Annotated in this window: 23 protein-coding genes; 13 read left to right on the plus strand and 10 right to left on the minus strand. The window is 53.0% G+C overall.

What is annotated here, in order from left to right:
* Positions 1-100: 100 nt before the first annotated feature.
* The 5 genes from ABA45_RS13850 to ppk2 all read right to left on the minus strand — a co-directional run bounded on the left by ABA45_RS13850 (position 101) and on the right by ppk2 (position 3,900).
* Entirely contained in the window at positions 101-520 is a 420-nt protein-coding gene (locus ABA45_RS13850; protein WP_048387032.1) for a hypothetical protein, read from the minus strand.
* A 192-nt stretch (positions 521-712) separates the two neighbouring features.
* On the minus strand, positions 713-1,660 hold the full coding sequence (locus ABA45_RS13855) for a sodium-dependent bicarbonate transport family permease (RefSeq protein ID WP_048387034.1): 948 nt from the start codon (positions 1,658-1,660) through the stop codon (positions 713-715).
* Positions 1,661-1,836: 176 nt separating this feature from the next.
* A complete protein-coding gene (locus ABA45_RS13860) occupies positions 1,837-2,391 on the minus strand; it encodes a YgjV family protein (protein ID WP_048389094.1) in 555 nt (184 codons plus the stop codon).
* 94 nt (positions 2,392-2,485) lie between these two features.
* A complete protein-coding gene (locus ABA45_RS13865) occupies positions 2,486-2,938 on the minus strand; it encodes a GatB/YqeY domain-containing protein (RefSeq protein WP_014872208.1) in 453 nt (150 codons plus the stop codon).
* A gap of 131 nt (positions 2,939-3,069) precedes the next feature.
* Positions 3,070-3,900, minus strand: coding sequence for a polyphosphate kinase 2 (gene ppk2, locus ABA45_RS13870; protein ID WP_048389096.1), 831 nt, complete (start codon positions 3,898-3,900; stop codon positions 3,070-3,072).
* 163 nt (positions 3,901-4,063) lie between these two features.
* Between ppk2 and ABA45_RS13875 the strand changes: the two genes are divergently transcribed.
* Complete coding sequence (locus ABA45_RS13875; protein ID WP_048387036.1) at positions 4,064-5,872, plus strand: Na/Pi cotransporter family protein; 1,809 nt, start codon at positions 4,064-4,066, stop codon at positions 5,870-5,872.
* Between the two features lie 62 nt (positions 5,873-5,934).
* Positions 5,935-6,180, plus strand: coding sequence for a hypothetical protein (locus ABA45_RS13880; RefSeq protein WP_048387038.1), 246 nt, complete (start codon positions 5,935-5,937; stop codon positions 6,178-6,180).
* 96 nt (positions 6,181-6,276) lie between these two features.
* Here the strand turns inward: ABA45_RS13880 and ABA45_RS13885 are convergent, their stop codons facing one another.
* Positions 6,277-7,287 carry a GGDEF domain-containing protein gene (locus tag ABA45_RS13885; protein ID WP_053076223.1) on the minus strand — a complete coding sequence of 337 codons (1,011 nt, stop codon included), beginning with the start codon at positions 7,285-7,287 and terminating at the stop codon, positions 6,277-6,279.
* A 569-nt stretch (positions 7,288-7,856) separates the two neighbouring features.
* On the opposite strand from ABA45_RS13885, the gene ABA45_RS13890 reads away from it, so the two are divergent.
* On the plus strand, positions 7,857-8,414 hold the full coding sequence (locus ABA45_RS13890; RefSeq protein WP_048387043.1) for a cytochrome b: 558 nt from the start codon (positions 7,857-7,859) through the stop codon (positions 8,412-8,414).
* A gap of 134 nt (positions 8,415-8,548) precedes the next feature.
* On the opposite strand, the gene ABA45_RS13895 is transcribed toward ABA45_RS13890, so the two are convergent.
* Positions 8,549-9,367: a substrate-binding periplasmic protein gene (locus ABA45_RS13895; protein WP_227506040.1), complete on the minus strand. Its 819-nt coding sequence runs from the start codon at positions 9,365-9,367 to the stop codon at positions 8,549-8,551.
* Between the two features lie 304 nt (positions 9,368-9,671).
* Here ABA45_RS13895 and ABA45_RS13900 point away from each other — a divergent pair, with 304 nt between their 5' ends.
* Positions 9,672-10,229 carry a cytochrome b gene (locus ABA45_RS13900; protein ID WP_048387048.1) on the plus strand — a complete coding sequence of 186 codons (558 nt, stop codon included), beginning with the start codon at positions 9,672-9,674 and terminating at the stop codon, positions 10,227-10,229.
* A gap of 59 nt (positions 10,230-10,288) precedes the next feature.
* Here ABA45_RS13900 and ABA45_RS13905 read toward each other — a convergent pair whose 3' ends face one another.
* Positions 10,289-10,552 (minus strand): hypothetical protein, encoded by a 264-nt coding sequence (locus tag ABA45_RS13905; RefSeq protein WP_048387050.1) that lies wholly within the window; start codon positions 10,550-10,552, stop codon positions 10,289-10,291.
* Between the two features lie 185 nt (positions 10,553-10,737).
* Here ABA45_RS13905 and ABA45_RS13910 point away from each other — a divergent pair, with 185 nt between their 5' ends.
* From ABA45_RS13910 to ABA45_RS13925, 4 genes are all read left to right on the plus strand, one after another.
* The gene (locus tag ABA45_RS13910) at positions 10,738-11,742 is read left to right on the plus strand and encodes a DUF6635 family protein (protein WP_048387052.1); all 1,005 of its coding nucleotides are present in this window, start codon (positions 10,738-10,740) and stop codon (positions 11,740-11,742) included.
* 421 nt (positions 11,743-12,163) lie between these two features.
* Positions 12,164-12,466 carry a 2OG-Fe(II) oxygenase gene (locus ABA45_RS13915; RefSeq protein ID WP_048387054.1) on the plus strand — a complete coding sequence of 101 codons (303 nt, stop codon included), beginning with the start codon at positions 12,164-12,166 and terminating at the stop codon, positions 12,464-12,466.
* Positions 12,467-12,482: 16 nt separating this feature from the next.
* Entirely contained in the window at positions 12,483-13,451 is a 969-nt protein-coding gene (locus ABA45_RS13920; RefSeq protein WP_048387056.1) for a ribonuclease Z, read from the plus strand.
* A 113-nt stretch (positions 13,452-13,564) separates the two neighbouring features.
* Positions 13,565-14,446, plus strand: a complete 882-nt coding sequence (locus tag ABA45_RS13925; RefSeq protein WP_227506041.1) for a crotonase/enoyl-CoA hydratase family protein — start codon at positions 13,565-13,567, stop codon at positions 14,444-14,446.
* Positions 14,447-14,499: 53 nt separating this feature from the next.
* Here the strand turns inward: ABA45_RS13925 and ABA45_RS13930 are convergent, their stop codons facing one another.
* Complete coding sequence (locus ABA45_RS13930) at positions 14,500-16,284, minus strand: DEAD/DEAH box helicase (RefSeq protein WP_048387057.1); 1,785 nt, start codon at positions 16,282-16,284, stop codon at positions 14,500-14,502.
* A 368-nt stretch (positions 16,285-16,652) separates the two neighbouring features.
* Here ABA45_RS13930 and ABA45_RS13935 point away from each other — a divergent pair, with 368 nt between their 5' ends.
* Together ABA45_RS13935 and ABA45_RS13940 are read left to right on the plus strand one after the other, a co-directional pair.
* Entirely contained in the window at positions 16,653-16,817 is a 165-nt protein-coding gene (locus ABA45_RS13935) for a hypothetical protein (protein WP_157035555.1), read from the plus strand.
* A gap of 67 nt (positions 16,818-16,884) precedes the next feature.
* The gene (locus ABA45_RS13940; RefSeq protein ID WP_227506042.1) at positions 16,885-17,274 is read left to right on the plus strand and encodes an acyl-CoA thioesterase; all 390 of its coding nucleotides are present in this window, start codon (positions 16,885-16,887) and stop codon (positions 17,272-17,274) included.
* Positions 17,275-17,323: 49 nt separating this feature from the next.
* Here ABA45_RS13940 and ABA45_RS13945 read toward each other — a convergent pair whose 3' ends face one another.
* Positions 17,324-18,031, minus strand: coding sequence for an SDR family NAD(P)-dependent oxidoreductase (locus ABA45_RS13945; protein WP_048387063.1), 708 nt, complete (start codon positions 18,029-18,031; stop codon positions 17,324-17,326).
* 122 nt (positions 18,032-18,153) lie between these two features.
* Between ABA45_RS13945 and ABA45_RS13950 the strand changes: the two genes are divergently transcribed.
* From ABA45_RS13950 to ABA45_RS13960, 3 genes are all read left to right on the plus strand, one after another.
* Positions 18,154-18,933, plus strand: coding sequence for a cobalamin-binding protein (locus ABA45_RS13950; RefSeq protein ID WP_048387064.1), 780 nt, complete (start codon positions 18,154-18,156; stop codon positions 18,931-18,933).
* Positions 18,934-19,045: 112 nt separating this feature from the next.
* Complete coding sequence (locus tag ABA45_RS13955) at positions 19,046-19,342, plus strand: ArsR/SmtB family transcription factor (RefSeq protein WP_048387067.1); 297 nt, start codon at positions 19,046-19,048, stop codon at positions 19,340-19,342.
* 54 nt (positions 19,343-19,396) lie between these two features.
* Positions 19,397-20,407 (plus strand): zinc-dependent alcohol dehydrogenase family protein, encoded by a 1,011-nt coding sequence (locus tag ABA45_RS13960; RefSeq protein ID WP_048387070.1) that lies wholly within the window; start codon positions 19,397-19,399, stop codon positions 20,405-20,407.
* The last annotated feature ends 61 nt before the right edge of the window (positions 20,408-20,468 follow it).

Genomic DNA, 20,468 nt, shown 5'->3' on the forward strand with positions numbered 1-20,468 from the left:
TCACCCAGGTTCTGGGTGTCATCCTGCGCTTTGCATTTTTGCCATTGAGCCATAAAAAAGGGAGGCGCGAAGGCCTCCCAAGGACACACAATTATTTCTATCAGACAGAAGCAGTAGTGGTTGTCTTCTTGGCCGGGCTTTTCGCAGCAGTCTGCTTTCCGGTGTTGACTTTTTGCTTGGCAGACTTCGCCAAGCTGGTCACATCATCAGCGATGTCAGATACAACTTCAGCAACCGCATCGGTGCCGTCAGCTGCTTCTTTCTCAAGCTTTGACAGGATGTCGGCAGCGAAACTACCCATCCGCAAGTTCAGACTGCGAAGCTGGCTGAACAGCGTTTCACTGTAGCCAAAATAGTGTTCGCGCAATGATTTAACGCTGTATTCGCGAGCGCCAGATTCCAGTTTCTCAGCGTACTCGAAAGGCTTGGCAGACAACTTTTTCTGTTGCGCTTCTGCAGCATTGATACCTTTCTCGACAATTTCCTGAATCTGTTGCTGATATGTTTTGAGTTTACCCATTTTAAATCTCCTGATTGCTAATGATCGCTTTGATTAAAGTAGGGTTCACCAAGCGAATTTGTCGACTAAAGTTCGTCGAACTTCGAACTCACTACCAACGATACGGTGAAAAATTAGAGTGTTCATACTAGATCGCAAAAAAATTGGAAAAGAAAAACAGTTTTATCATTCTGGATCGCGTTGAATCGGACGCTACGCCGTCAATAACTCCAGAAAGTGGCTGTACAGCCCGATACCAATCAATACGTTAAACGGAAAAGTCACACCAAGAGAAGCCAGCATCGCCAGCCCGATATCCGCTTCTGGAATGGCGTGCCTTATCGCTACCGGCGCGGCAATATAAGAAGCGCTGGCGGTAAGGGCGCCTAAAATCACAACCGTTCCGGTCTCCAGGCCCAGCCACAAACCGACTAAGAGCCCTGGCACGGAAAGGATCGGGGGCATACACAGTGCAAAAGCAATCAAACGCCAATGTCGAAGCTGAACCTTGCGCAGTGTTTCCGCCGCAACCAGACCCATTTCCAGCAAGAACAGCGAAAGCACCAGGGAAAAAGCACCCGTTAGCGGCGCCGTAACACCATCACCGTTATCAGGCCCGTAAAGAATGCCGATAACCACGCCTCCCACCAGCAAAACCACGCTTCTGTTAGTGAGGGTTTCCTGCCACATGGGTGTACCTGTGCTGCTTGTTTGAACCGCATCCTGGGTGTAGCGCCGATACAGCCACAGGCCGGTAAGAATCGCTGGCAACTCCAACAGCACCAAATACAAGGTAACCTGCCCGTCAGTCGCCAACCCCCGGGACTCAACCCAGGCCAACGCCACTGCGAAAGTACCCGCGCTGACAGATCCATAATGGGCGCAAAAGCTGGCGGCATCCGCCACATTCAAGCGCACAAGGTAGCGGAGCATCGGAAACAGCGCCAAGGGAATGGCGAAGCCCAACGCCATAATCGCCAGAACTTGCGTAACCAGACCCCAATGAAGATTGCCATGCAGAGCCATGCCGCCCTTGAGGCCTATGGTCAGCATTAACAGAAGACTGAGAATATCGTAAACGGCTTTCGGGATCGTCAGGTCAGAGCGAAGGGCTCCCGCGATTACTCCAAGCAAGAAGAACATCACGATGATGTCAGGCATGAATCAAACGCTCCGGTGAATCGGCATAGGGGCAATAGAATAGCTGATCAACCTGCGTGTCGATAACTTTTACACTGTGATGCGGCCCTCATAACCAATACCTGTCCTACCGGCCCTCATACATCGAATTTTTTGACACCCAAATTTAGTCCCGGAACCGGGTTGTTGCAGGTTTTCTACGTGCCCGGCTCTTTTGCTTTCTCGAAAGCCTCGGGGTAACGCCGTTTCATTTTCGCCAGCCGGTATATGGTAATGAAGTTAACGATCAACACCATGGCTTCCGCCAGCGTTCCGCCCACCGAACCTATAGCAATATTGTTCAGCATCCAGGCAACCGCGGCGGCAGCCAGCATCAGCCGCATGGGAATGCCCCTGAGCATGAACATGCCCAGGGTGCCGAAAATAGCCGCCGCAATGGCGAAAAAATCTACCGGGCTGCGCCAGGTTAGTAGCGCAGCCAACAGATTGACCCCCAATACCGCCAGCATCACCTGCCAGCTGCCCATATAACGCCGCGCCAGCATAATGCGGCCGATCACCAGCAAGCTCAGGGTCGCCGCCGTCCAGCTACCAAACAGCGCAAACTGCAACGCAAAGGCCACATTCGCCGCAATTAACAGCACCATCAGCCGGTCATCGTGCTTGCTGGTAAAGCCGACAATGCAGAAGCCCAGCGCAATAAGGCTGACAATCTGGCCCGCCAGGTCTGTGTAACTCATTTCCTCGAACATCATCAGAGTTTACGGCACAAGCACAATCGAAAGAAGCCAGCCAAAAAACCCGGACCTGCATTCCTTCTGAGTTCCGCAAGCCCACGTAAAGGTGTCAAGCCAGCGCGGCCCGCACCTTCTTGCCCAGATGACCCATATCGACCCGACCAAGTACCTGAGGGCGCAGCTCGTTCATCACTTGCCCCATGCTCTGCATTCCCTGAGCATCAGTTGAGCTAATGGCCGCACGGATAAGGCCATCCAGGTCGTCCTCAGTCAGGGCGGCGGGCATGAACTCCTCAATAACCAGCATTTCTGCCCGCTCGATGTCGCCCAACTCCTTGCGACCGGCATCGTCGTATTGACTTGCGGAATCGCGGCGCTGTTTAAGCATTTTGTCCAGCACCTTTAGAACGTCGTCGTCATTCACCTCGCGGCGTTCATCAATCTCGATCTGCTTGACCGCGGCCTGAACCAACCGCAAGGTGCCAAGCCGAAATTTTTCCCTATTCCGCATCGCGTCTTTTACCGCGTTGCTTAATTGTTCCTTGAGTGATAATTCCGCCATGGTTGAGCGCCTGTTCCATAAGTTAAGGGGACTAGTTTCGCATTAAACGAAGAAGAAGGTATGTTTGTCATCACTAAATTAGAGGCTACGAAGACTTTGACAAATCAAAGCCCAACGGCCGTCGAAAGCCCTCAATACAAACGATCGATATAAGACTCGTGGGGCTTCGCCGTGCGGTTGTCGTCATGCGACCATTCGCGCGGAGGCAGGTCGGGGACCGGCGGCAGGTCGCGGCTATAATCGAATTGCTCCAGCAGATTGCTGATACAGTTCAATCGGGCATGGCGCTTAACATCGGCGTCTACCATCCGCCACGGTGCGTATGGCAGGTCCGTGTAACGCAGCATGTCGTCCTTGGCCCCTGAATACTCGGCCCACAGCTCGCGCGACTTGAGATCCATCGGGGAGATTTTCCAGCGCTTAGCAGGATCGGCGGCACGCGCCTGAAAGCGCTGTTCCTGAACTTCCTCGCTGACCGAGAACCAGTACTTCAGCAGGATAATGCCTTCCTCGACAAGCATGTGCTCGAATTCGGGGCAGGTGTGCATGAACAGCTCGACCTCCTCGGCCGAAGCGAACCCCATCACCCGTTCAACGCCCGCACGGTTGTACCAGGAGCGGTCAAACAGCACCATCTCCCCGGCCGCCGGCAAGTGGGCCACGTATCGCTGAAAGTACCACTGGCTACGCTCGCGATCGGACGGTTTGCCAAGTGCGACCGTGCGCACAACGCGAGGATTCGTCTTCTCAGTAATGCGTTTGATGGTTCCGCCTTTGCCGGCGGCGTCGCGTCCCTCGAACAAGACCACAATGCGCAGGCCTTCGTCGGTAATGGTGCGTTGGAGCTTGGCCAACTCCTCCTCCAATCGCGCCAGTTCCTTCTCGTAGATTTCCTTCTTCAATATACCGTGCTTATCGTAAGCATCGTCGCTGAAGCGGCGACTCGGCGACAATAGCTGCATGCGGCCTCTCCAGATTAACTGCCCGGCTTTGTAAGCCGTGAGCTTACTTACATTACAGAAATGTGACAAAATAAAATACATCATAGAACTCTTGCCGTACCGATGGTTTTGCGCCCTGACTGCACGGAATCGAACCCGCACCAACCGCGGGAAAGGTAAGCCAATGAACTACCGCCAACTCGTCTTCGCCGGAATACTCAGCTTTCTGGCTTTTGCGCTCTGGGCGAGCCCCGAGTTCAAACACATTGCCGCCGGGGTTGCGATCTTCCTGTTTGGCATGCTCTCGCTCGAAAACGGGTTCCGCCAATTCACCGGCGGATTTCTGGAGAATGTGCTGCGCCGAACAACAGATACGATTCCGAAGAGTCTCGGTTTTGGCATCGTCAGTACCGCTATTATGCAATCCAGCTCCCTGGTATCGGTCATCACAATATCGTTCGTGAGCGCCGGCCTGCTCCCCCTGATCACCGGCATCGGCATCATTTTCGGAGCCAACCTGGGCACCACAACCGGCGCATGGCTGTTCGCCACCATCGGCATGAAAATGAGCCTCTCGGCCTTCGCGCTGCCCATGCTCGTCTTCGGCGTGGTGCTGAATTTCCAGCAACCCCGCGCACTGAAAGCCATCGGCGCAATTCTGGCCGGTCTGGGGTTTCTGTTTCTCGGCATCGATTTCATGAAGGAGGGGTTCGTAAGCTACCAGTCGGCGATCGATCTGCGTGAATATGCGATGACGGGCATCACAGGACTGCTCATTTATACGGGGCTCGGAGTTCTGGCGACGGTCATCATGCAGTCGAGCCACGCAACGCTGGCTCTAACCCTGGCCGGCCTGGCCACCGGCCAGATAACCTACGAGAACGCCCTCGCCCTGGCTATCGGTGCCAATATCGGCACAACGGTGACCGCACTGACCGGCGGTCTTGGCGCGAATATCGTCGGCAAGCGACTGGCCGGCGCCCACCTCTTGTTCAATATGGCAACGGCGGTGATCGCCTTGATACTGATCGAGCCCCTGCGCTGGTCCGTTGACCTTTTGTCGGCGCTGATGTCGATCGCCGAAGACGATTATACGGTCAAGCTCGCCATGTTCCACACCCTGTTCAACTGTCTGGGTGTTGCCGTGATGTTGCCACTGATATCGCAGATGGCGAGCGCACTGGAGCGCTGGTTACCAGAAAAAGCGGGAGAGGCCGCGGCGGAGCCGAAGTACCTGAATCCCGCTGCGATGGACTCCCCCGATAGCGCAAACGCAGCGGTCCGCAGGGAAGTCTGGCACCTGTTCGACCAGGCCTTCGTCATTCTCGCCCATGGCCTTCACCTGCACCGTGAACAGATCCGCAACTGCGATGACCTGGAAGCAACGATCAATAACAGCCGGGAGCGCATCGACATCGACATCGACTTGGTCTATCGGCAGCGCGTCAAGCGTCTCTACAATGCCATCCTTGATTTCATTTCCGGGCGAATGACGCGAATATCGTCAGCCAGTTCCACCGAATCACTCTACCGCCTACAGCACGCCGCTGGCGAGATGGTGGAAGCCATCAAGCACGTAAAACACCTGCGCAAGAATCTCACTGTCTACATGGTTGCGGATAACACCGCTATCCGCAGGGAATACAACGATCTGCGGCTGCGGGTCGCGATGGTGTTGCGGGAAACTCATCGGTTTTACACGGGCAAATTTGACGACGCCAGCACGGCCATACTAGAGCTCGACGAAATCGCTGTTCGTGCCCGGGTGGACCGCGAATCCATGGTCGCGCGCGTTACGAAACTCCTCGGCGCAAAACGGATCGACTCAGCAATGGCCACTTCCCTGCTCAACGATTCTGCTTATGCCAGCGAGACAGTGGATGCTATCCTAACTGGAACGCGCGCGCTCCTGACGGCCACGGATGTGGAAGCCGCCCGGACCGCAGAAGCACTGTCTGTGAGCGATGCAGGCCAGGCAGACATCATCGTCTGACGCGTGATGGGGTCGTGACGGCGCCCCGACCGACCAATCTTCGAACACGGAGGATTCAGGCAATGGGTTTCAAAGACTTGGTCGCAACGTTCGACGATGCGCTGCGCAGACACGACAAGGGCAATTCCCTCAAGCGCAAAGAACTGAAGCATCTCGAACAGGCACTGAAAAAAAAGCGAGCAAAATACCGCGACCGGCTGTATTCCGGCTCGTCAGAAGAAACACCTGCTCAGACCGAGGTTCGCCTACGCGTGGTCGAGGCTCAACTCGCTAAGCTGCGCGAGCTCATGGAAGAAGCATCTCTCTGATGGTTAAGCGCAGCCCAGACCACTGTTGCGCCTGAAATTCCCGTATAAAAAACCGTCCATTCCAAGACGCTGTAGCGGGGCATCGTCATCCCTGCGTTAGCTTGGCGGGGCCACCACGTAGCGGTCCCGACCACCATTCTTCGCAGCATAGAGCGCATCATCGGCTCGCTGCAGAAATCGGGTACGGCCCTCTGTCTTATCTCCCAGCACGGCAATACCGATACTGGTGCGAAAGCTGACTTCCTCTCCCGTTGGTACCTTGAGTGTTTGATTGTGGCATCCGTCGCGCACAGCATTCGCTATCTTAACGGCCCCTGACTGATCCGTATCCGGTAGAATCACCAGAAACTCCTCACCCCCAAAGCGCCCGGCGAGGTCCATCTTACGTTTTGCGCCATCCCTGAGAATTTTGGCAAACTGTTTGAGCACCAAGTCCCCGGCAGCATGGCCGTAGTTGTCGTTGAAACTTTTGAACTTGTCGAGGTCAAACAGCAACACCGACAGCGGCTTGTTCTGTTCGTGAGCATCCTTGATATCGCCATCCAGCTGCGCCATTACCTGGCGACGATTGGCCAGCCCGGTAAGCGGATCACGGGTCGCTTGACGGTAAAGCACCAGCAGCATGCTGAGCTGATTCACCGACGCCCAGCCTGCAATGCAGCCCAACACTGCCAACAGCCAGAGGTCATTCAACCCATTTACCAACCCAAACTCGCCGCGCCATAGCTGGTTAACCAGCTCGACCAGAATGACAAACACCGCAAAACCAACCACTTCTACTATGGTCAAAGCGAAGATGGCCAGCATAGTAATGATCATGAAAGGAAAAAAAGCATAGCCGGCCAATATCTCTGACCCTAGACCCTGTTCAATTAATACCCAGTTGCTCCAGGACTGGAACACCGTCAGTACCAACACCAACAGCAACAAACGCATCAGTGAAATCTCAAGCCGATAGGGATGACTGAACCAAAGCCCCAGCGCCAAACAAGACACACTGGCGACGATTCGTCCGTAAGCGATGGTGCTGCTGACGTCCTCTGGAAGTAACAGCCAGTCCACCAGAATCCACGCTGTCTGCAACACCGCCAAAATCCAGGCAATCATGCGGACGCGCGAGAACAAGCTGTAGCTTCGTGTGTGATTAAAATAGCGCGAGTGCCGGCCCGCTCTAAAGAGGTCATTCGTCATTTCAGGCATGCCTTATCATTCCTCGTTGTCGACACGGGTTGAGTAAGTTATAAAACGTCACGTCAGCTATACCTTCCCCACGGGCATCTTCATCGTGACGTCAAACGGTAGGGGTGCGCCAATCAACCCGAGTTTCGCCAATGAAAGAGGCTTCGACAAATCAAAGCCCAACCACGGCCTAACAGGGCAAACAGCAGCGCCAAGGCCACATTTGCCACAATTATTGCGTTTATGAACAGGGTACAGTCGACGTTCTTAGCGCAGGGTATAAACAACGCTATGATTCAGCAAGTTGTGCCGATTGTAATGCGATTCTCGGGCGAGCAAGGATTAGCTCATCCCTGCGTGGCCAACTACAAAATCTTTGGGCGCAAACCGACCTAGGAGATAATATTAATTCCGATTTATTCGCGATTTTTTAAGCAGCGCAAGACTTTTTTAATGACTATTATGCTCTGACATATAAGGCTTATCAGGAGCTTCGCATGCAACTACTGGATCGATACGTCTATCCGCACCGACTACTCCACTGGTCAGTCTCTGGTGTGGTGTTACTCTCTTTAGCCAGTGGCTTAGCGATAGGCTTTCTGGATTTTGACGGCGCCGTTGCTCTGCTAGGTAACACACTGACTGACGTACTCTACGGCGGCCACAAAACCTTGGGTGTAATGATATTACTACTGATGACACTGCGTGTCATCACCCGCCTGGCTTTTGCAGTACCAGACCATGTACCACCCTTGAATACCTTCGAGAGAGTGGTCAGTAAAAGTGTCCAACGTTTGCTCTATTTAGCGCTGATCGCCATGCCGTTACTCGGCTGGGCAGGCACAGCCGCAGGCGGCTACCCGGTTGAGTTTTTTCTCTGGCAGTTGCCTGGGTTTATTAGCAAGGATGAACAGCTCTCTGAACAGCTCTTTCTACTACATGAGTGGCTTAGCTGGGTTATTTTAGCATTGGTGGCGCTGCATGTGACGGGTGCGATGTTCCATTGGAAAATCAAGCGCGATAATGTCATGAAGCGTATGAGCCTATTTGATTAGAAAATAAGATCGCGCCTCAAACCTTGCTCAAGGAACTCAGAATCCTTTCTGCACGTTCGATGACAACATCAGTCGAATGGCCGAGTGTTGTGTAACGGCAACAATGCTTAGGCCAAATTCGACCCGAATACCACTCAGAAAAAATTTGATGGGCAATAGTCTCCGCTCAAGTCGAGCACTACTTCAGCGCCTAACCTGTACTTTTCCAGAATCTCGCAAATCTGTCCGTCTCCTCGAATAGTCCTAAAGCCGCGATCGAAAGCCTCGGCGATGGCGCTTGACCGGTCCGGGTCTTCTGGGGAAAGGGCCAGGTAACCGGCATGGCGTCCGTCGAGACAACCGGCATTCACCAAGCCGACCCCGTTCTGGCTGGATTCGAACAGAAGCCGATCATCGAGAAGCGCATCAACGCGCCCCCTTCTTACAATCTCTCGGAGGCGATTGGATACGTCGTCTCCCCCGATCAGAATTACGCGCCCACCCTGATTGTTAGAAATATAAGCGTCCATATCTTCGCCATAGCTGTAGCCTGAAGTGGCCACGAATCGCATGTTCTCGATTGAATCCAGGCCGCTATAGCGGCGGAGTTCGTCCTCCGGAACGTAAAAACAATATTCAGTCAGCGACACTGCATATGAGGGAAAAACAAAGTTCGGGGCCTCGCCCTTGAACGTCGGCATTATGGCGTCAATACGACCGCTTTCTGCCTCAACCAGGGCCCGGTCGTAGGGCAGGTTTTTATAAACGACTTTATGCCCCTCAGACTCCAGCGCGGCACGAGCGATATCAACTGTGAATCCCGAGCGTAATCCAAGCGCACTACAGGCGTACGGGCACCAATAGGCCGGTGCGGCAATTGAGACAGTAAGCGATCCCTCCCCCTGGATTTCAGACCAGGCAGGCAAAACCGTCAATGCCAAAAACGCTCCTATCAAAGATTTAGCGGCAACCATTATCACTCTGCTTCCTTTTCTGAAAAACACGCAATTGAAAGCTAAGCACCTTTGCAGTCTTCTAGGGTGTCCCTTAAAAAACAAGTTTCAATCACAAAATAGTCGTGCTTGCCCATCAGGCGTTAGGCAGGGTGGACAAAACCCGATGCCGGGCAGGCAAACCACAAGCTCTTGGCTGAGCGTTTTCATTGCAGCACTTCTGCTTTTCGAGCTCACCGGCCAGAAATCGAAAAATATGAAAATAACTCTGTCCCAGTTTCAGTCACTAAACTAAAGTATTACGAATAGCTACTAGGAGCGCCGCATGCAAGCACTGGACCGCTATGCCTACCCACACCGGCTACTTCACTGGTCAGTGTCTGGTGTGGTGTTACTCTCGTTAGTCAGCGGCTTAACGATAGGATTTCTGGATTTTGACGGCGCCGTCGATCTGCTAGGCAACACACTAACGAACGTGCTCTACGGCGGCCATAAAACGCTGGGGGTGTTGATATTATTACTGATGATACTGCGTGTTATTACCCGCCTGGCTTTTGCAGTACCAGACCATGTACCGCCCTTGGATACCTTCGAGAGAGTGGTCAGTAAAAGTGTCCAACGTTTGCTCTATTTGGCGCTGATCGCCATGCCGTTACTCGGCTGGGCAGGCACAGCCGCCGGCGGCTACCCGGTTGAATTTTTTCTCTGGCAGTTGCCTGGGTTTATCGGCAAGGATGAACAGCTCTCTGAACAGCTCTTTCTGCTACATGAGTGGCTTAGCTGGATTATTTTAGCATTGGTGGCACTGCATGTGACGGGTGCGATATTCCATTGGAAAATCAAGCGCGATAACGTTATAAAGCGTATGAGCTTATTCGATTAACGGTGATGAACTGTCTTTTTCAGCTTAGCCATGTTCATCACAGCAGAGAGCTACGGGTGTCAAGCAGCATTTCTTGAACCAACGGTCTCGTATTCGTGGTTGTTTGCTCCGAAATCTTGCTCAAACCGAACTTGATCCATTGCTTCTTTTTGATTAACAGACGGGACTAACGCAGGCACACATAAGGTAAGTGGCTCGGCGAGTTCCTGACGTTTTTGATGACGCGCTTTAAGCTTTTGCACCCAAATACTAAAATGTTTGCGCAGGTACTGGTTACGGAAATCACGGCTGTTGTTGACGGCGGTGAAGGGTGTGTAAGCCATTATCTTTCTCTTCGGAAAAGGTTGGTTAATTTCTATACGACATTTTAGATTTAGTTAGTTTACTCAACAATAAGTCACAGTACTTATCAGCGGAGTTTTTGGGACTATAATTATTAATTTTCGTAAATCATCTCGAAACAGAAAAGGCGTACCCTCTTGTATTCAAAGCCTCCCAGATCTGGTCGATGCGGATCGTTACGAAAGCTCACGCAGAGGCGCTTATTACCATGCCCATTGCCACATCGCCCGAGCAAAATGTCTCCGAAGTTGAGATAGAGCAGGCAATCCGCTCAGGCATCAAGCGCTACTTTGACGACTGCCGGGCGCGGATACCGACGTTTATTGACCGGCATTTTCATTATCCTGGTGCCATAGCGACCAACCAAATGGCGCTGGGATGGGACATGTTACGGGCACCCATCAACCTACTGTGGGCGCCCGTGTACGCCTTGGTATGCCTGTTAAAAATTCTGGTTCCCAAACGAACAGGCTTAATGTGGCTGCACAGTTTGGCAAATTATGTACCCGCCGGTTTGACCACCCGGGTACAACAGCACATCTCGCACCTGATTCTGGTGGACCTGTTGAACAATGGTCAGCAGAGCTCAATTCTGGAGGGATATCTTATTGCGGCACTGGAGGCGGTCTATGAGCGCCATACCTGCAAGCCGGTCGATCACCAGCGGTTTAGCACCCTGATTGAACCGCTGGTCGCAGACGCTCTCAGTCAGTACCGGATGACCCGGACGGCGTCTGCCGATATCACCAACAGTATTTTATGCACGGTGTTGGGCGCGTTCGCGTTCCAGAAGTTCACCCCAGGCGGCATTGGGCTCGGGGTGGTGCTCGCAACCATGCTCGCAACGACCCTCGCTACTCAGAACTTTATTTTTGGTGAAACCCTCGGCAGTTGGTACTACAGCTGGTTTCCACCAGAGCCTTCGCTAGCGACGATGGCCAGCGTTATGGTCGCTGTCATGGGCTCATTGGCAGCGTTTGCAGCTTTTTCCGGCGTTATATTCGATCCAGTTCAGGCAGCGGTCGGTTTGCATCGTCGGCGCCTTCACAAGCTACTGGATCACCTGCAGCGGGACGTTACAATCAGCACCCAAAGCAGTTTTCGCCCGAAAGACCAATTTGTGGCGCGGATTCTGGACATGTTCGACATGATCAAAACGGGTTTACTGTAGTTTCTGCATCATGACCATGAAGGTGTGGACCCATTGGACACCGAGTTAACGTTTTCGAATGATGACGCCAAATCCAATCGCGGAGGCATCTTTATAGCAAAATTTTACGCAGCAAAACCCTCCTCAACGTCGTCTCAGCAACTCTCGCCGTCACCAAAAGGGGACCCGAAACACTGATCTATACGAGAAGGCCGCCTGTACCTGAACTACAACCAGTTCGTGCAAGACCAGTGGCTAGAAAATCTTGACGGGTCTATTCATCAGGCGGATGTGAATTGGCCGAAGGTTCTGGAGTAGTAACTGTTTCTAACTCAATGAACTTCTCCCTGTAAAGTTTAATACCGGAAGCCGGCCTCTTTAAATTCTCACGCTCCGCGCGCACAATTAAAAGGCAACTCACTTTCAAGCGAATACGCTCACGATGGCATTAAACGTAAAAACCCGGATTCTCTTCTACTCCAAACGCCTGAGCATTTACCTGGTGCGTTACCCGGAGGGCCACAAGGTGGTTCCCCACGTGGACATGGTATCCGAAGGCCGGCTGTACAAGCTCAATTGCGTACTGGTTAAGCCCAAAACCGGCGGTGAGTTCACCTGCGAAAAAAACGTATTCAATCTGTTTGGAAGAGTCATACTGTTCCGACCGGACCTTTACCAACACCGGGTTTCGAAGATTGAGCACGGCAACCGCTGGCTACTCAGTTTCGCGTTGACCCAAAACTAAGCGACAACAAAGAACAATGGAATTCACCTTTCTGGGCACGTCTGCCGGAACACCGACACGTTCACGCAACGTAACCGCCCTGGCCCTGTCGCACTCTGGCCACAAACCCTGGTATCTGGTGGACTGTGGCGAAGGCACTCAGCACCAACTGCTACGCGCTCACTACTCGGTGATGCAATTGCGGGCAATATTCATCACCCATATCCACGGTGACCACACCTTCGGCCTGCCAGGGCTGCTCACCAGTGCATCAATGCTGGGCCGCACAGAATCTTTAGACATCGTCGCCCCCGTCCAAACTCAACGCTTCATCAACGCAACGCTTGAAAACAGCGACTCCAGTCTCGGCTATACCCTGAACTTCATCAATTCTGAAGCGCCGGACTTCTGCTGGAAGGATCAAGACTTCGGGGTGACGAACGTGGCGTTGTCCCATCGAGTGCCTTGCCGTGCCTACGTGTTCACTGAGCGAAACATTGAGCGACAACTGTTGCCGGACAAGCTGAATGAGGACGGCATCGAACCCGGGCCCAGCTGGGGGGAGTTGCAGAAAGGCAATGACGTGACGCAGGAGGATGGACGCCTGCTAAGAAGTGACGATTACACACAAACTCCCCGCGTTGCCCGCCGCCTGACCGTCGCCGGCGACAACGACGACCCTACCCTGTTGACTGGCGCCTGCAAAGGCAGCCATGCGCTGATTCACGAAGCCACCTACACTCAGGACGTGGCCAATCGGGTCGGACCTTGGCCACAGCACAGCTCTGCAGAACAGGTGGCCAGGTTTGCTCAACAGGCCCAGTTGCCGAACCTGGTACTTACCCACTTCAGCTCACGCTACCAGTCCGCGCCGGGCGTCACACCCAACATCAGCCAATTGGCAACCGAAGCCATGCAACACTATCGGGGGCCGCTATTTATGGCCCGTGATTTCGACACTTACCGGCTGGAGAAGGACTTGTCGCTGACATGTCTGAGCGCATAAGCGTGCAGGCAATCCCCACGGCTCGCTCCGCTTTGACCTGCTCAAGCGTAGCATCGGACTGATATAGTGGCTTCGACCCATGCATGACGCTACTGATAAATGGAACCAACAATATGAGCGCACGCCTCTCTCCAGAAGTAGAGCAGCCAGAAGTAGAGCAGCCAAAAGTAGAGCAACCAAAAGCGCAGCCGCAAAAAAAGGAACGGGTCCTGATCGATATCGAGGACGGGATTGCCACGGTAACCTTGAACAGACCCGACAAATACAACGGTCTGGACATGCCCATGTTCGATGCCGTTACTAAAGCCGCCAAAACGCTGAAAAAAGACCGCAGCGTGCGCGTTATTATTCTGTGTGGCGCAGGCGAGGCTTTCTGCTCCGGCCTGGACATAAAAACCGTTTCCCGAAACCCGATAAACTTCCTCAAGCTACTTTTCAAGCCAGGGCGCAAGATCAGCAATCTCGCCCAGGATATTGGATACCTCTGGCGTGACGTGCCTGCACCGGTGATTGCCGTTACCCACGGTTACTGCTTTGGCGGCGGTTTGCAGATTGCATTAGGGGCTGATTTCCGATTCTCTAGCGCCGACTGCGAGTTCTCGGTTATGGAGAGTAAGTGGGGACTCATTCCAGACATGAGCCTGGCGGTGACCCTACGCGAACTGATCCCTATCGATCTTGCCAAAGAGCTGACCATGACCGCGCGTCGCTTCAATGGCAACGAAGCAAAGGCGATGGGGCTGGTTACCCGAATCAGCGATGACCCGATGGCTGACGCTCTTACCTTTGCCCGAGAACTGGCGGAGCGATCTCCGGATGCTGTTGCAGCCAGCAAACTGTTGTTTAACCGCAGTTGGAACGCAACCGACAAGGTGGCACTGGACTGGGAAACAAAACTGCAGAAAAAGATTCTCGGCCAGGCCAACCAGCGTATTGCGGTGGCTCGGAATACGAGTTCTCCCGAGAAGCCTTGGCAGGATCGCCGGGAGTTATAATCGGGTATCAAGCGGCCAGCGCCCTCTGATCTGAACTTAGTCAGGCTTTACGCTTAATACGCCTTACGATAGTTACCCTGATAATCAAAGATCCGTTCCTGCACCTGCCAATAGTGCTTTTGTTTGCGGGCAATGACAAAATCCGGCGCAGTCAGCAAGGCTTGCATCTCAAGCACCTGTTCAATCCTGCTGAACTCTTGCGGGACCTGGCTATTCGCTAAACGCCGTCCAAACAGTTTGTTAAAGACCTTGCGTTGTGCCGGCTTGCTGAAATCAAAAGACTCGCTGAGTTCTTCCCCATCTTCACCGTGATAGGTGATTCTCAGTTTGCTCTCGTTTTTGCCATTATGGGCGCTTAATGTAACCCCGGCGCAACGGATCACCATGGCATCTTTGAGTTTCAGCGCGTCTCTTAGCTGATCATCCGGATCAATAATGGCTTTTTTACACTGCTGGCAGTTACGGGCCGCGATATCATTTTCAGCACCGCAGTGTGGGCACTCCTTGAAACGAAAACGGTAATCGCACTGTTCAGGGCGCCTGATCTGCGCTGCAGGTTCTTCCTCTTCAGCAGGCCCTAGCAGCCCCTGACAACGGCGACCGAAGTGCTCGATAACATGGCCCTCACTGTCTGTTTTACCCCAGAAGATATTGGCAAAACCGCAACCCGGGCAGAATACCTGCACCGGCTCACAGTCCGGGTTCGGTTTCTTCTCCCCCACTTCCGGGTGATACAGATTGACACTGTTACCCGCATAATCAATCACCAGACAATCCTGTTTACCTTCGTCCAGACGAAGACCGCGACCCACAATCTGCTGATACAGGCTGACCGACTGGGTAGGACGAAGAATGGCGATGAAGTCCACATGGGGCGCATCAAAGCCCGTGGTGAGTACGGATACATTCACCAGATACTTTAACTGCCGCTGTTTAAAGCGCTGAATCAGAAAATCACGTTCATTCAGATCGGTAGCGCCGGTAATCAAGGCTGTTTGTTGTTCCGGTAGATAGCCGGTGATTTCCCGCGCATGATCCACCGTTGCAGCAAAAAGCATCACCGCCTGCCGCTTAACGGCCAGCTCCATCACCTGTTCAATAATGGCACGGGTTACACGCCGATGCTTGCCCAGCAGCTGGTTAACGTCTTTTTCCGCGTATTCGCCAGAACGGTTCTGAGACAGCACGGAGAAATCATATTGCGCCACCGCCGCGTTAACTAACTCGGGCCGGGTGAGATACCCCCGATGAATCATATAGCTCAGCGACAGCTCATAAATGCAATGCTCAAAGGGCTTGTCCTGCTCATCACTGCTGCTACGGACAAAGCCCCGGTAGTGATAACGATAGATCCAGCCCATGCCTAGGCGATAGGGTGTGGCAGTTAACCCGAGCACTTTAAGGGAGTCATTTTGCTGCCGTAACAGCCCAATGATTGTTTGATACTGGCTGCTGTCATCTTCACTGACCCGATGGCACTCATCGATGATAATCAATGAGTATTCGTCTCTGAACTGATCCAGATTCGCCGATACAGACTGCACACTGGCGAAGGTCACCTGATGCAAGTTTTCCTTACGTTTTAACCCGGCGGAGAAGACGCCACCCGTTAACCCATAACTTTGGTATTTGGCGTGATTCTGCTCAACTAACTCTTTTACGTGGGTCAACACCAGAATTTTACGCCGGGCAAGGCGGGCCAACTCGGCAATCACCAAGCTTTTACCCGCACCGGTCGGCAGCACAATAACGGCGGAATCATCCGATTTGCGAAAATGTTTCAACGTGGCGTCAACAGCTTCCTGCTGGTAAGGCCGCAGCTTAAAGGGAGCATTCATTTTGCAGCACTTGATTGTTTCAGGATGAGAAGAGGAAATCATACTATCAAGGATCGATGCCGTTACCTGCATCCGTTTGAAACGACACGCCCCACCAGTGAAAACGGGCGAGCTTTATGGTTCTAGAAGAATGTAGACTTCCTCGATTTGAGCAAGTTGCCTCGGGGTAAGGTTGTAGTCTGCCTCGGTTACCGCCGGATGGTTGGGAAGTCACCTCGCAACCGTCAGTCATAGTACGGCAAGGTTCATGGTTTTATACTCGTCAGTATGCTTGTTAGTACGACCTTATTACTGGAGAGTATCGAGTGGCAAGGAAAGCTCACACAGACATTTCACGTTTAGGCAAAGTGGTTCAGAGGACGGTAGATATGAGTATAAAACAGAAAACCAAGCGACAGCTCGCTCAAAAGAAAGTAGGCCGGTCACCCTTCGACCGGGAGCTCGTGCGGGAGAGCAAGCGTGATGCCGTTCCGAGCGTCGCGGCGTCTGCGTTTAACCAGCAAGGCCATTCGGCAAGTAATTCTGTTCAATGATTAACACAGGGAGTGATACCTTGAACCGCGCAAATTTTTCGGTTTTTATCCGATCACCACTCGATGGATGGACAACGACATCTACGGTCATGTGAACAATGTAACCTACTATTCCTACTTTGATTCCGCCGTCAACCGTTACCTCATTGAAGAGGGCGGGCTCGATATTCACAACGCGCCGGTGGTTGGCTTTATCGTCAGTTCAAACTGTCAGTTCAAAAAACCCATCGCCTACCCTAATGCGATTGAAGTGGGACTTCGTGTGAGCAAGCTGGGCAGCAAGTCAGTGACCTATGAGGTGGCCATTTTCTGCGAAGGGGAACCTGACGCCGCTGCCATTGGGCAATTGGTACACGTATTTGTGAACCGTACCGACAATACCTCAACACCCATTCCAGTTGCCATCCGGGCTGCCCTTGAGGAGATTGTCCACTCCCCTGCACCAAGTGGCAGCTGAAGCCCAGAAAGCCCACTTCCTTCCCCGGCTTCTTTTCACGAGAAATGAATCAGAGGTTTTGAATGGTCGACATTCCGCCATCGACACCCAATATTTGCCCGGTAATCCAGGATGCCTTTTCACTCAGCAAAAATGAGGCTGCCTCAGAGATGTCTTCGGGCTTTCCATACCTTTTGAGCGGGTGGCGTTTATTTCCGGCTTCTTTTTTTGAGTCACTGCCGAGCAAGCGATCCGCCATTGGCGTATCGGTCAATGAGAGTGCAATTCCATTTACGCGAATTGTTGGTGCAAGCTCAGCACTCAGTGCCCTTATCAGACCCTCTATCCCACCTTTGGCTGCAGCCACCGAAGCATGAAAGGTTAGTCCTCTTTGTACCGCGACAGTACTAAAAAGAACAATAGCGGCACTTCCAGCTTTTTTCATTCCCGGAAGCGACGCCTGAATGGTATTGACGGCGCCAATGACGTTTACATTAAAGTCTTCTATGAAATCTTTGTTGCTCAGTCGCTGGAAAGGCTTCAGATTAATGCTTCCACCCAAATACACCACTCCGTGTATCTCCTCCGGCAAAAATGACCAATCTGCAGAATCGTCTGTCGCATCAATATCAGCGACCGTAATATTACCGCCGCTTTCGAGCCGCGACGTCGCACTCCTTGACGCGATGTAAAGATGTACATCGGTTTTTTCCAAGCTCTCTTTCAAGGCCTTACCAATCCCAGTTGTGCCGCCAATCAAAACAATATTTCTTGACATTATTCCTCCAGCCTCTCAATTTCTTTGAATGTTATACGTATCTACGCCCTTGAAAAGACCCTGGCCCACCTCACGATTTTCCGCCCTGCCAGGGAATCCGGTGTACAAAGGAATATGAAGCCATGAATTATCCCCAACGCATTATCTGCCTCACTGAGGAAACCACGGAAACACTCTACGCCATCGGCGCGGAGGATCGGATCGTTGGCATCTCTGGATTCACAGTCAGGCCCGAAAGGGCCAGGAAGGAAAAGCCCAAGGTTTCCGCCTTCACCTCCGCCAAGATTGGGCGAATCCTGGAGCTGAAGCCGGACTTAGTCCTAGGGTTCTCGGACATGCAGGCGGATATCGCTGCCGAGCTGGTGCGGAATGGCGTGGCCGTACACGTCTTTAATCAACGTACCGTGGCCGGAATTTTGTCCATGATCCGAACCCTTGGCGGCATGCTGGGCCTCTCCGCCAAGACAGACGCCTACGCCCACGAGCTGGCCGCCAGGGTTGAGCAAGTCCGGCTCGAAAGGATCAGAACAAACCGCCCGCGCGTCTACTTCGAAGAGTGGGGCGACCCCATGATCACCGGCATAGGCTGGGTATCGGAGCTGATTGGCATCGCGGGTGGCGAAGATATCTTTCCTGAAAAAGCAACCGAACCCGGTGCCAAGGAACGGATCATTCAGAATCCCGAAGAGGTCGTAAACCGCAAGCCGGATATCATCATCGGCTCCTGGTGCGGGCGTAAATTTCGCCCGGATCAAGTGGCCGGGCGATCCGGCTGGGAAGCTATCCCTGCCGTGGCGAACAACCACCTCTACGAAATTAAGTCACCCCTGATTCTTCAACCCGGGCCAGCTGCCCTGACGGATGGGCTAGACGCGTTGTGCGAGATCATTGACCGGGTGTGACGATTACGACGAAATGGCAAGGCAGGCGCAAAACGTAAGACCTGACCCCAGCGCCTCACGCCTCATAAATTACGTGTTGATCATTTCGTAAAAAAGCGTAATATTACCCACTATGATACTCGAACAGATCAAGGCTCTGGGTAATGACACTCGCATGCAAATGATGGAGTGGCTCAAAGACCCGCTCAATAATTTCCCACCTCAGGATCATGGCGATCCTGCTATTGGGGTATGCGTGACCCACTTGCAACACAAGGCCGGGCTTTCACCCTCTACCGCGTCTGCGCACTTGGCCATCCTGCAACGTGCAGGCTTCGTGCTAAGCACTCGCATTGGCAAGTGGACCTACTACCGGCGCAATGAGCAGGTGATTACTGGCTTTGTAGCAAAGCTGATCATCGAGTTGTAATTTTTAACCATTCATTTCGTTATTTTGCGGAATTAGAAAATATAAAGGAGCCCTATGAGCATCAAGACTATCTTCGTCCAACCTGGCGGCGGCTATGAAAAGGTCGTTGTTAGCAGCAGCGACGTCAGCGCCGCAGCGCGTGGCGAAATCACCGTGCGCCTTCACGCCAACTCGCTTAACTACCACGACTTCGCGGTGGTCAGCGGCATGTGGGGCCCCAGCGAAAAACGCATCCCCATGGCCGATGGCGCAGGTGAAGTCATCGACGTTGGCCCAGATGTCACTGAATTCAAGATGGGTGACTCTGTCGTAAGCACATTCTTTCCGGAGTGGATCGACGGCACACCGCTGGTTGAGGGCTTTGCCGGCGTGCCAGGTGATGGCATTGACGGCTACGCCCGTGAACAAGTGACGGCCAAAGCCACCTCGTTCACCCTTGCCCCTGCGGGCTACAGCCACGCTGAAGCGTCAACGCTAACCACCGCCGGACTGACCGCGTGGCGCGCTTTGATGGCCGATGACTCGCTCAAGCCGGGCGACACGGTGCTTGTCCAAGGCACTGGCGGCGTTTCTATTTTTGCCCTACAGTTCGCCAAAATGGCCGGTGCTACCGTCATCGCTACCTCTTCAAGCGATGAAAAACTTGAACGTTTGAAAGCTCTGGGCGCTGATCATGTGATCAATTATCGCAAAAACCTTAACTGGGGCGAAACAGCACGCGCTCTTACGGGTGGTCGTGGTGTCGATCACATTATCGAAGTCGGCGGCCCGGCAACGCTTGAGCAATCGATGATTGCAATCCGGGTTGCTGGTCACATCTCGATTATCGGGATATTGAGTGGCGTAAGCGGTGCAATGAACTTTGTACCGGCACTGATCAAACAAGTACGTCTGCAAGGCGTGCTGGTGGGCAGTCGCAGCCAGCAGCAAGAGATGATCCGTGCCATCAACACCAATGGCATGCGCCCGATTATTGATCGTCATTTCCCGTTGAGCGAGATTGTCGAAGCGTTCAAGTATCAAGAAACCAGCCAGCATTTCGGCAAAATCTGTCTGGATATCTAGCCGGCCCATCACCCGTTGAAGGCCTCACACACGTCGTCGAAAACTGATCCCAACACTTTTG

The organism is Marinobacter psychrophilus, from assembly GCF_001043175.1.
In the GTDB taxonomy this organism is placed as follows: Bacteria; Pseudomonadota; Gammaproteobacteria; order Pseudomonadales; family Oleiphilaceae; genus Marinobacter; species Marinobacter psychrophilus.

Coding starts and splice junctions, on each gene's coding strand:
- ABA45_RS13850 (WP_048387032.1), bottom strand. CDS start 520: ATGGGTAAACTCAAAACATATCAGCAACAGATTCAGGAAATTGTCGAG.
- ABA45_RS13855 (WP_048387034.1), bottom strand. CDS start 1,660: ATGCCTGACATCATCGTGATGTTCTTCTTGCTTGGAGTAATCGCGGGA.
- ABA45_RS13860 (WP_048389094.1), bottom strand. CDS start 2,391: ATGTTCGAGGAAATGAGTTACACAGACCTGGCGGGCCAGATTGTCAGC.
- ABA45_RS13865 (WP_014872208.1), bottom strand. CDS start 2,938: ATGGCGGAATTATCACTCAAGGAACAATTAAGCAACGCGGTAAAAGAC.
- ppk2 (WP_048389096.1), bottom strand. CDS start 3,900: ATGCAGCTATTGTCGCCGAGTCGCCGCTTCAGCGACGATGCTTACGAT.
- ABA45_RS13875 (WP_048387036.1), top strand. CDS start 4,064: ATGAACTACCGCCAACTCGTCTTCGCCGGAATACTCAGCTTTCTGGCT.
- ABA45_RS13880 (WP_048387038.1), top strand. CDS start 5,935: ATGGGTTTCAAAGACTTGGTCGCAACGTTCGACGATGCGCTGCGCAGA.
- ABA45_RS13885 (WP_053076223.1), bottom strand. CDS start 7,287: ATGATTGCCTGGATTTTGGCGGTGTTGCAGACAGCGTGGATTCTGGTG.
- ABA45_RS13890 (WP_048387043.1), top strand. CDS start 7,857: ATGCAACTACTGGATCGATACGTCTATCCGCACCGACTACTCCACTGG.
- ABA45_RS13895 (WP_227506040.1), bottom strand. CDS start 9,367: ATGGTTGCCGCTAAATCTTTGATAGGAGCGTTTTTGGCATTGACGGTT.
- ABA45_RS13900 (WP_048387048.1), top strand. CDS start 9,672: ATGCAAGCACTGGACCGCTATGCCTACCCACACCGGCTACTTCACTGG.
- ABA45_RS13905 (WP_048387050.1), bottom strand. CDS start 10,552: ATGGCTTACACACCCTTCACCGCCGTCAACAACAGCCGTGATTTCCGT.
- ABA45_RS13910 (WP_048387052.1), top strand. CDS start 10,738: ATGCGGATCGTTACGAAAGCTCACGCAGAGGCGCTTATTACCATGCCC.
- ABA45_RS13915 (WP_048387054.1), top strand. CDS start 12,164: ATGGCATTAAACGTAAAAACCCGGATTCTCTTCTACTCCAAACGCCTG.
- ABA45_RS13920 (WP_048387056.1), top strand. CDS start 12,483: ATGGAATTCACCTTTCTGGGCACGTCTGCCGGAACACCGACACGTTCA.
- ABA45_RS13925 (WP_227506041.1), top strand. CDS start 13,565: ATGAGCGCACGCCTCTCTCCAGAAGTAGAGCAGCCAGAAGTAGAGCAG.
- ABA45_RS13930 (WP_048387057.1), bottom strand. CDS start 16,284: ATGAATGCTCCCTTTAAGCTGCGGCCTTACCAGCAGGAAGCTGTTGAC.
- ABA45_RS13935 (WP_157035555.1), top strand. CDS start 16,653: ATGAGTATAAAACAGAAAACCAAGCGACAGCTCGCTCAAAAGAAAGTA.
- ABA45_RS13940 (WP_227506042.1), top strand. CDS start 16,885: ATGGACAACGACATCTACGGTCATGTGAACAATGTAACCTACTATTCC.
- ABA45_RS13945 (WP_048387063.1), bottom strand. CDS start 18,031: ATGTCAAGAAATATTGTTTTGATTGGCGGCACAACTGGGATTGGTAAG.
- ABA45_RS13950 (WP_048387064.1), top strand. CDS start 18,154: ATGAATTATCCCCAACGCATTATCTGCCTCACTGAGGAAACCACGGAA.
- ABA45_RS13955 (WP_048387067.1), top strand. CDS start 19,046: ATGATACTCGAACAGATCAAGGCTCTGGGTAATGACACTCGCATGCAA.
- ABA45_RS13960 (WP_048387070.1), top strand. CDS start 19,397: ATGAGCATCAAGACTATCTTCGTCCAACCTGGCGGCGGCTATGAAAAG.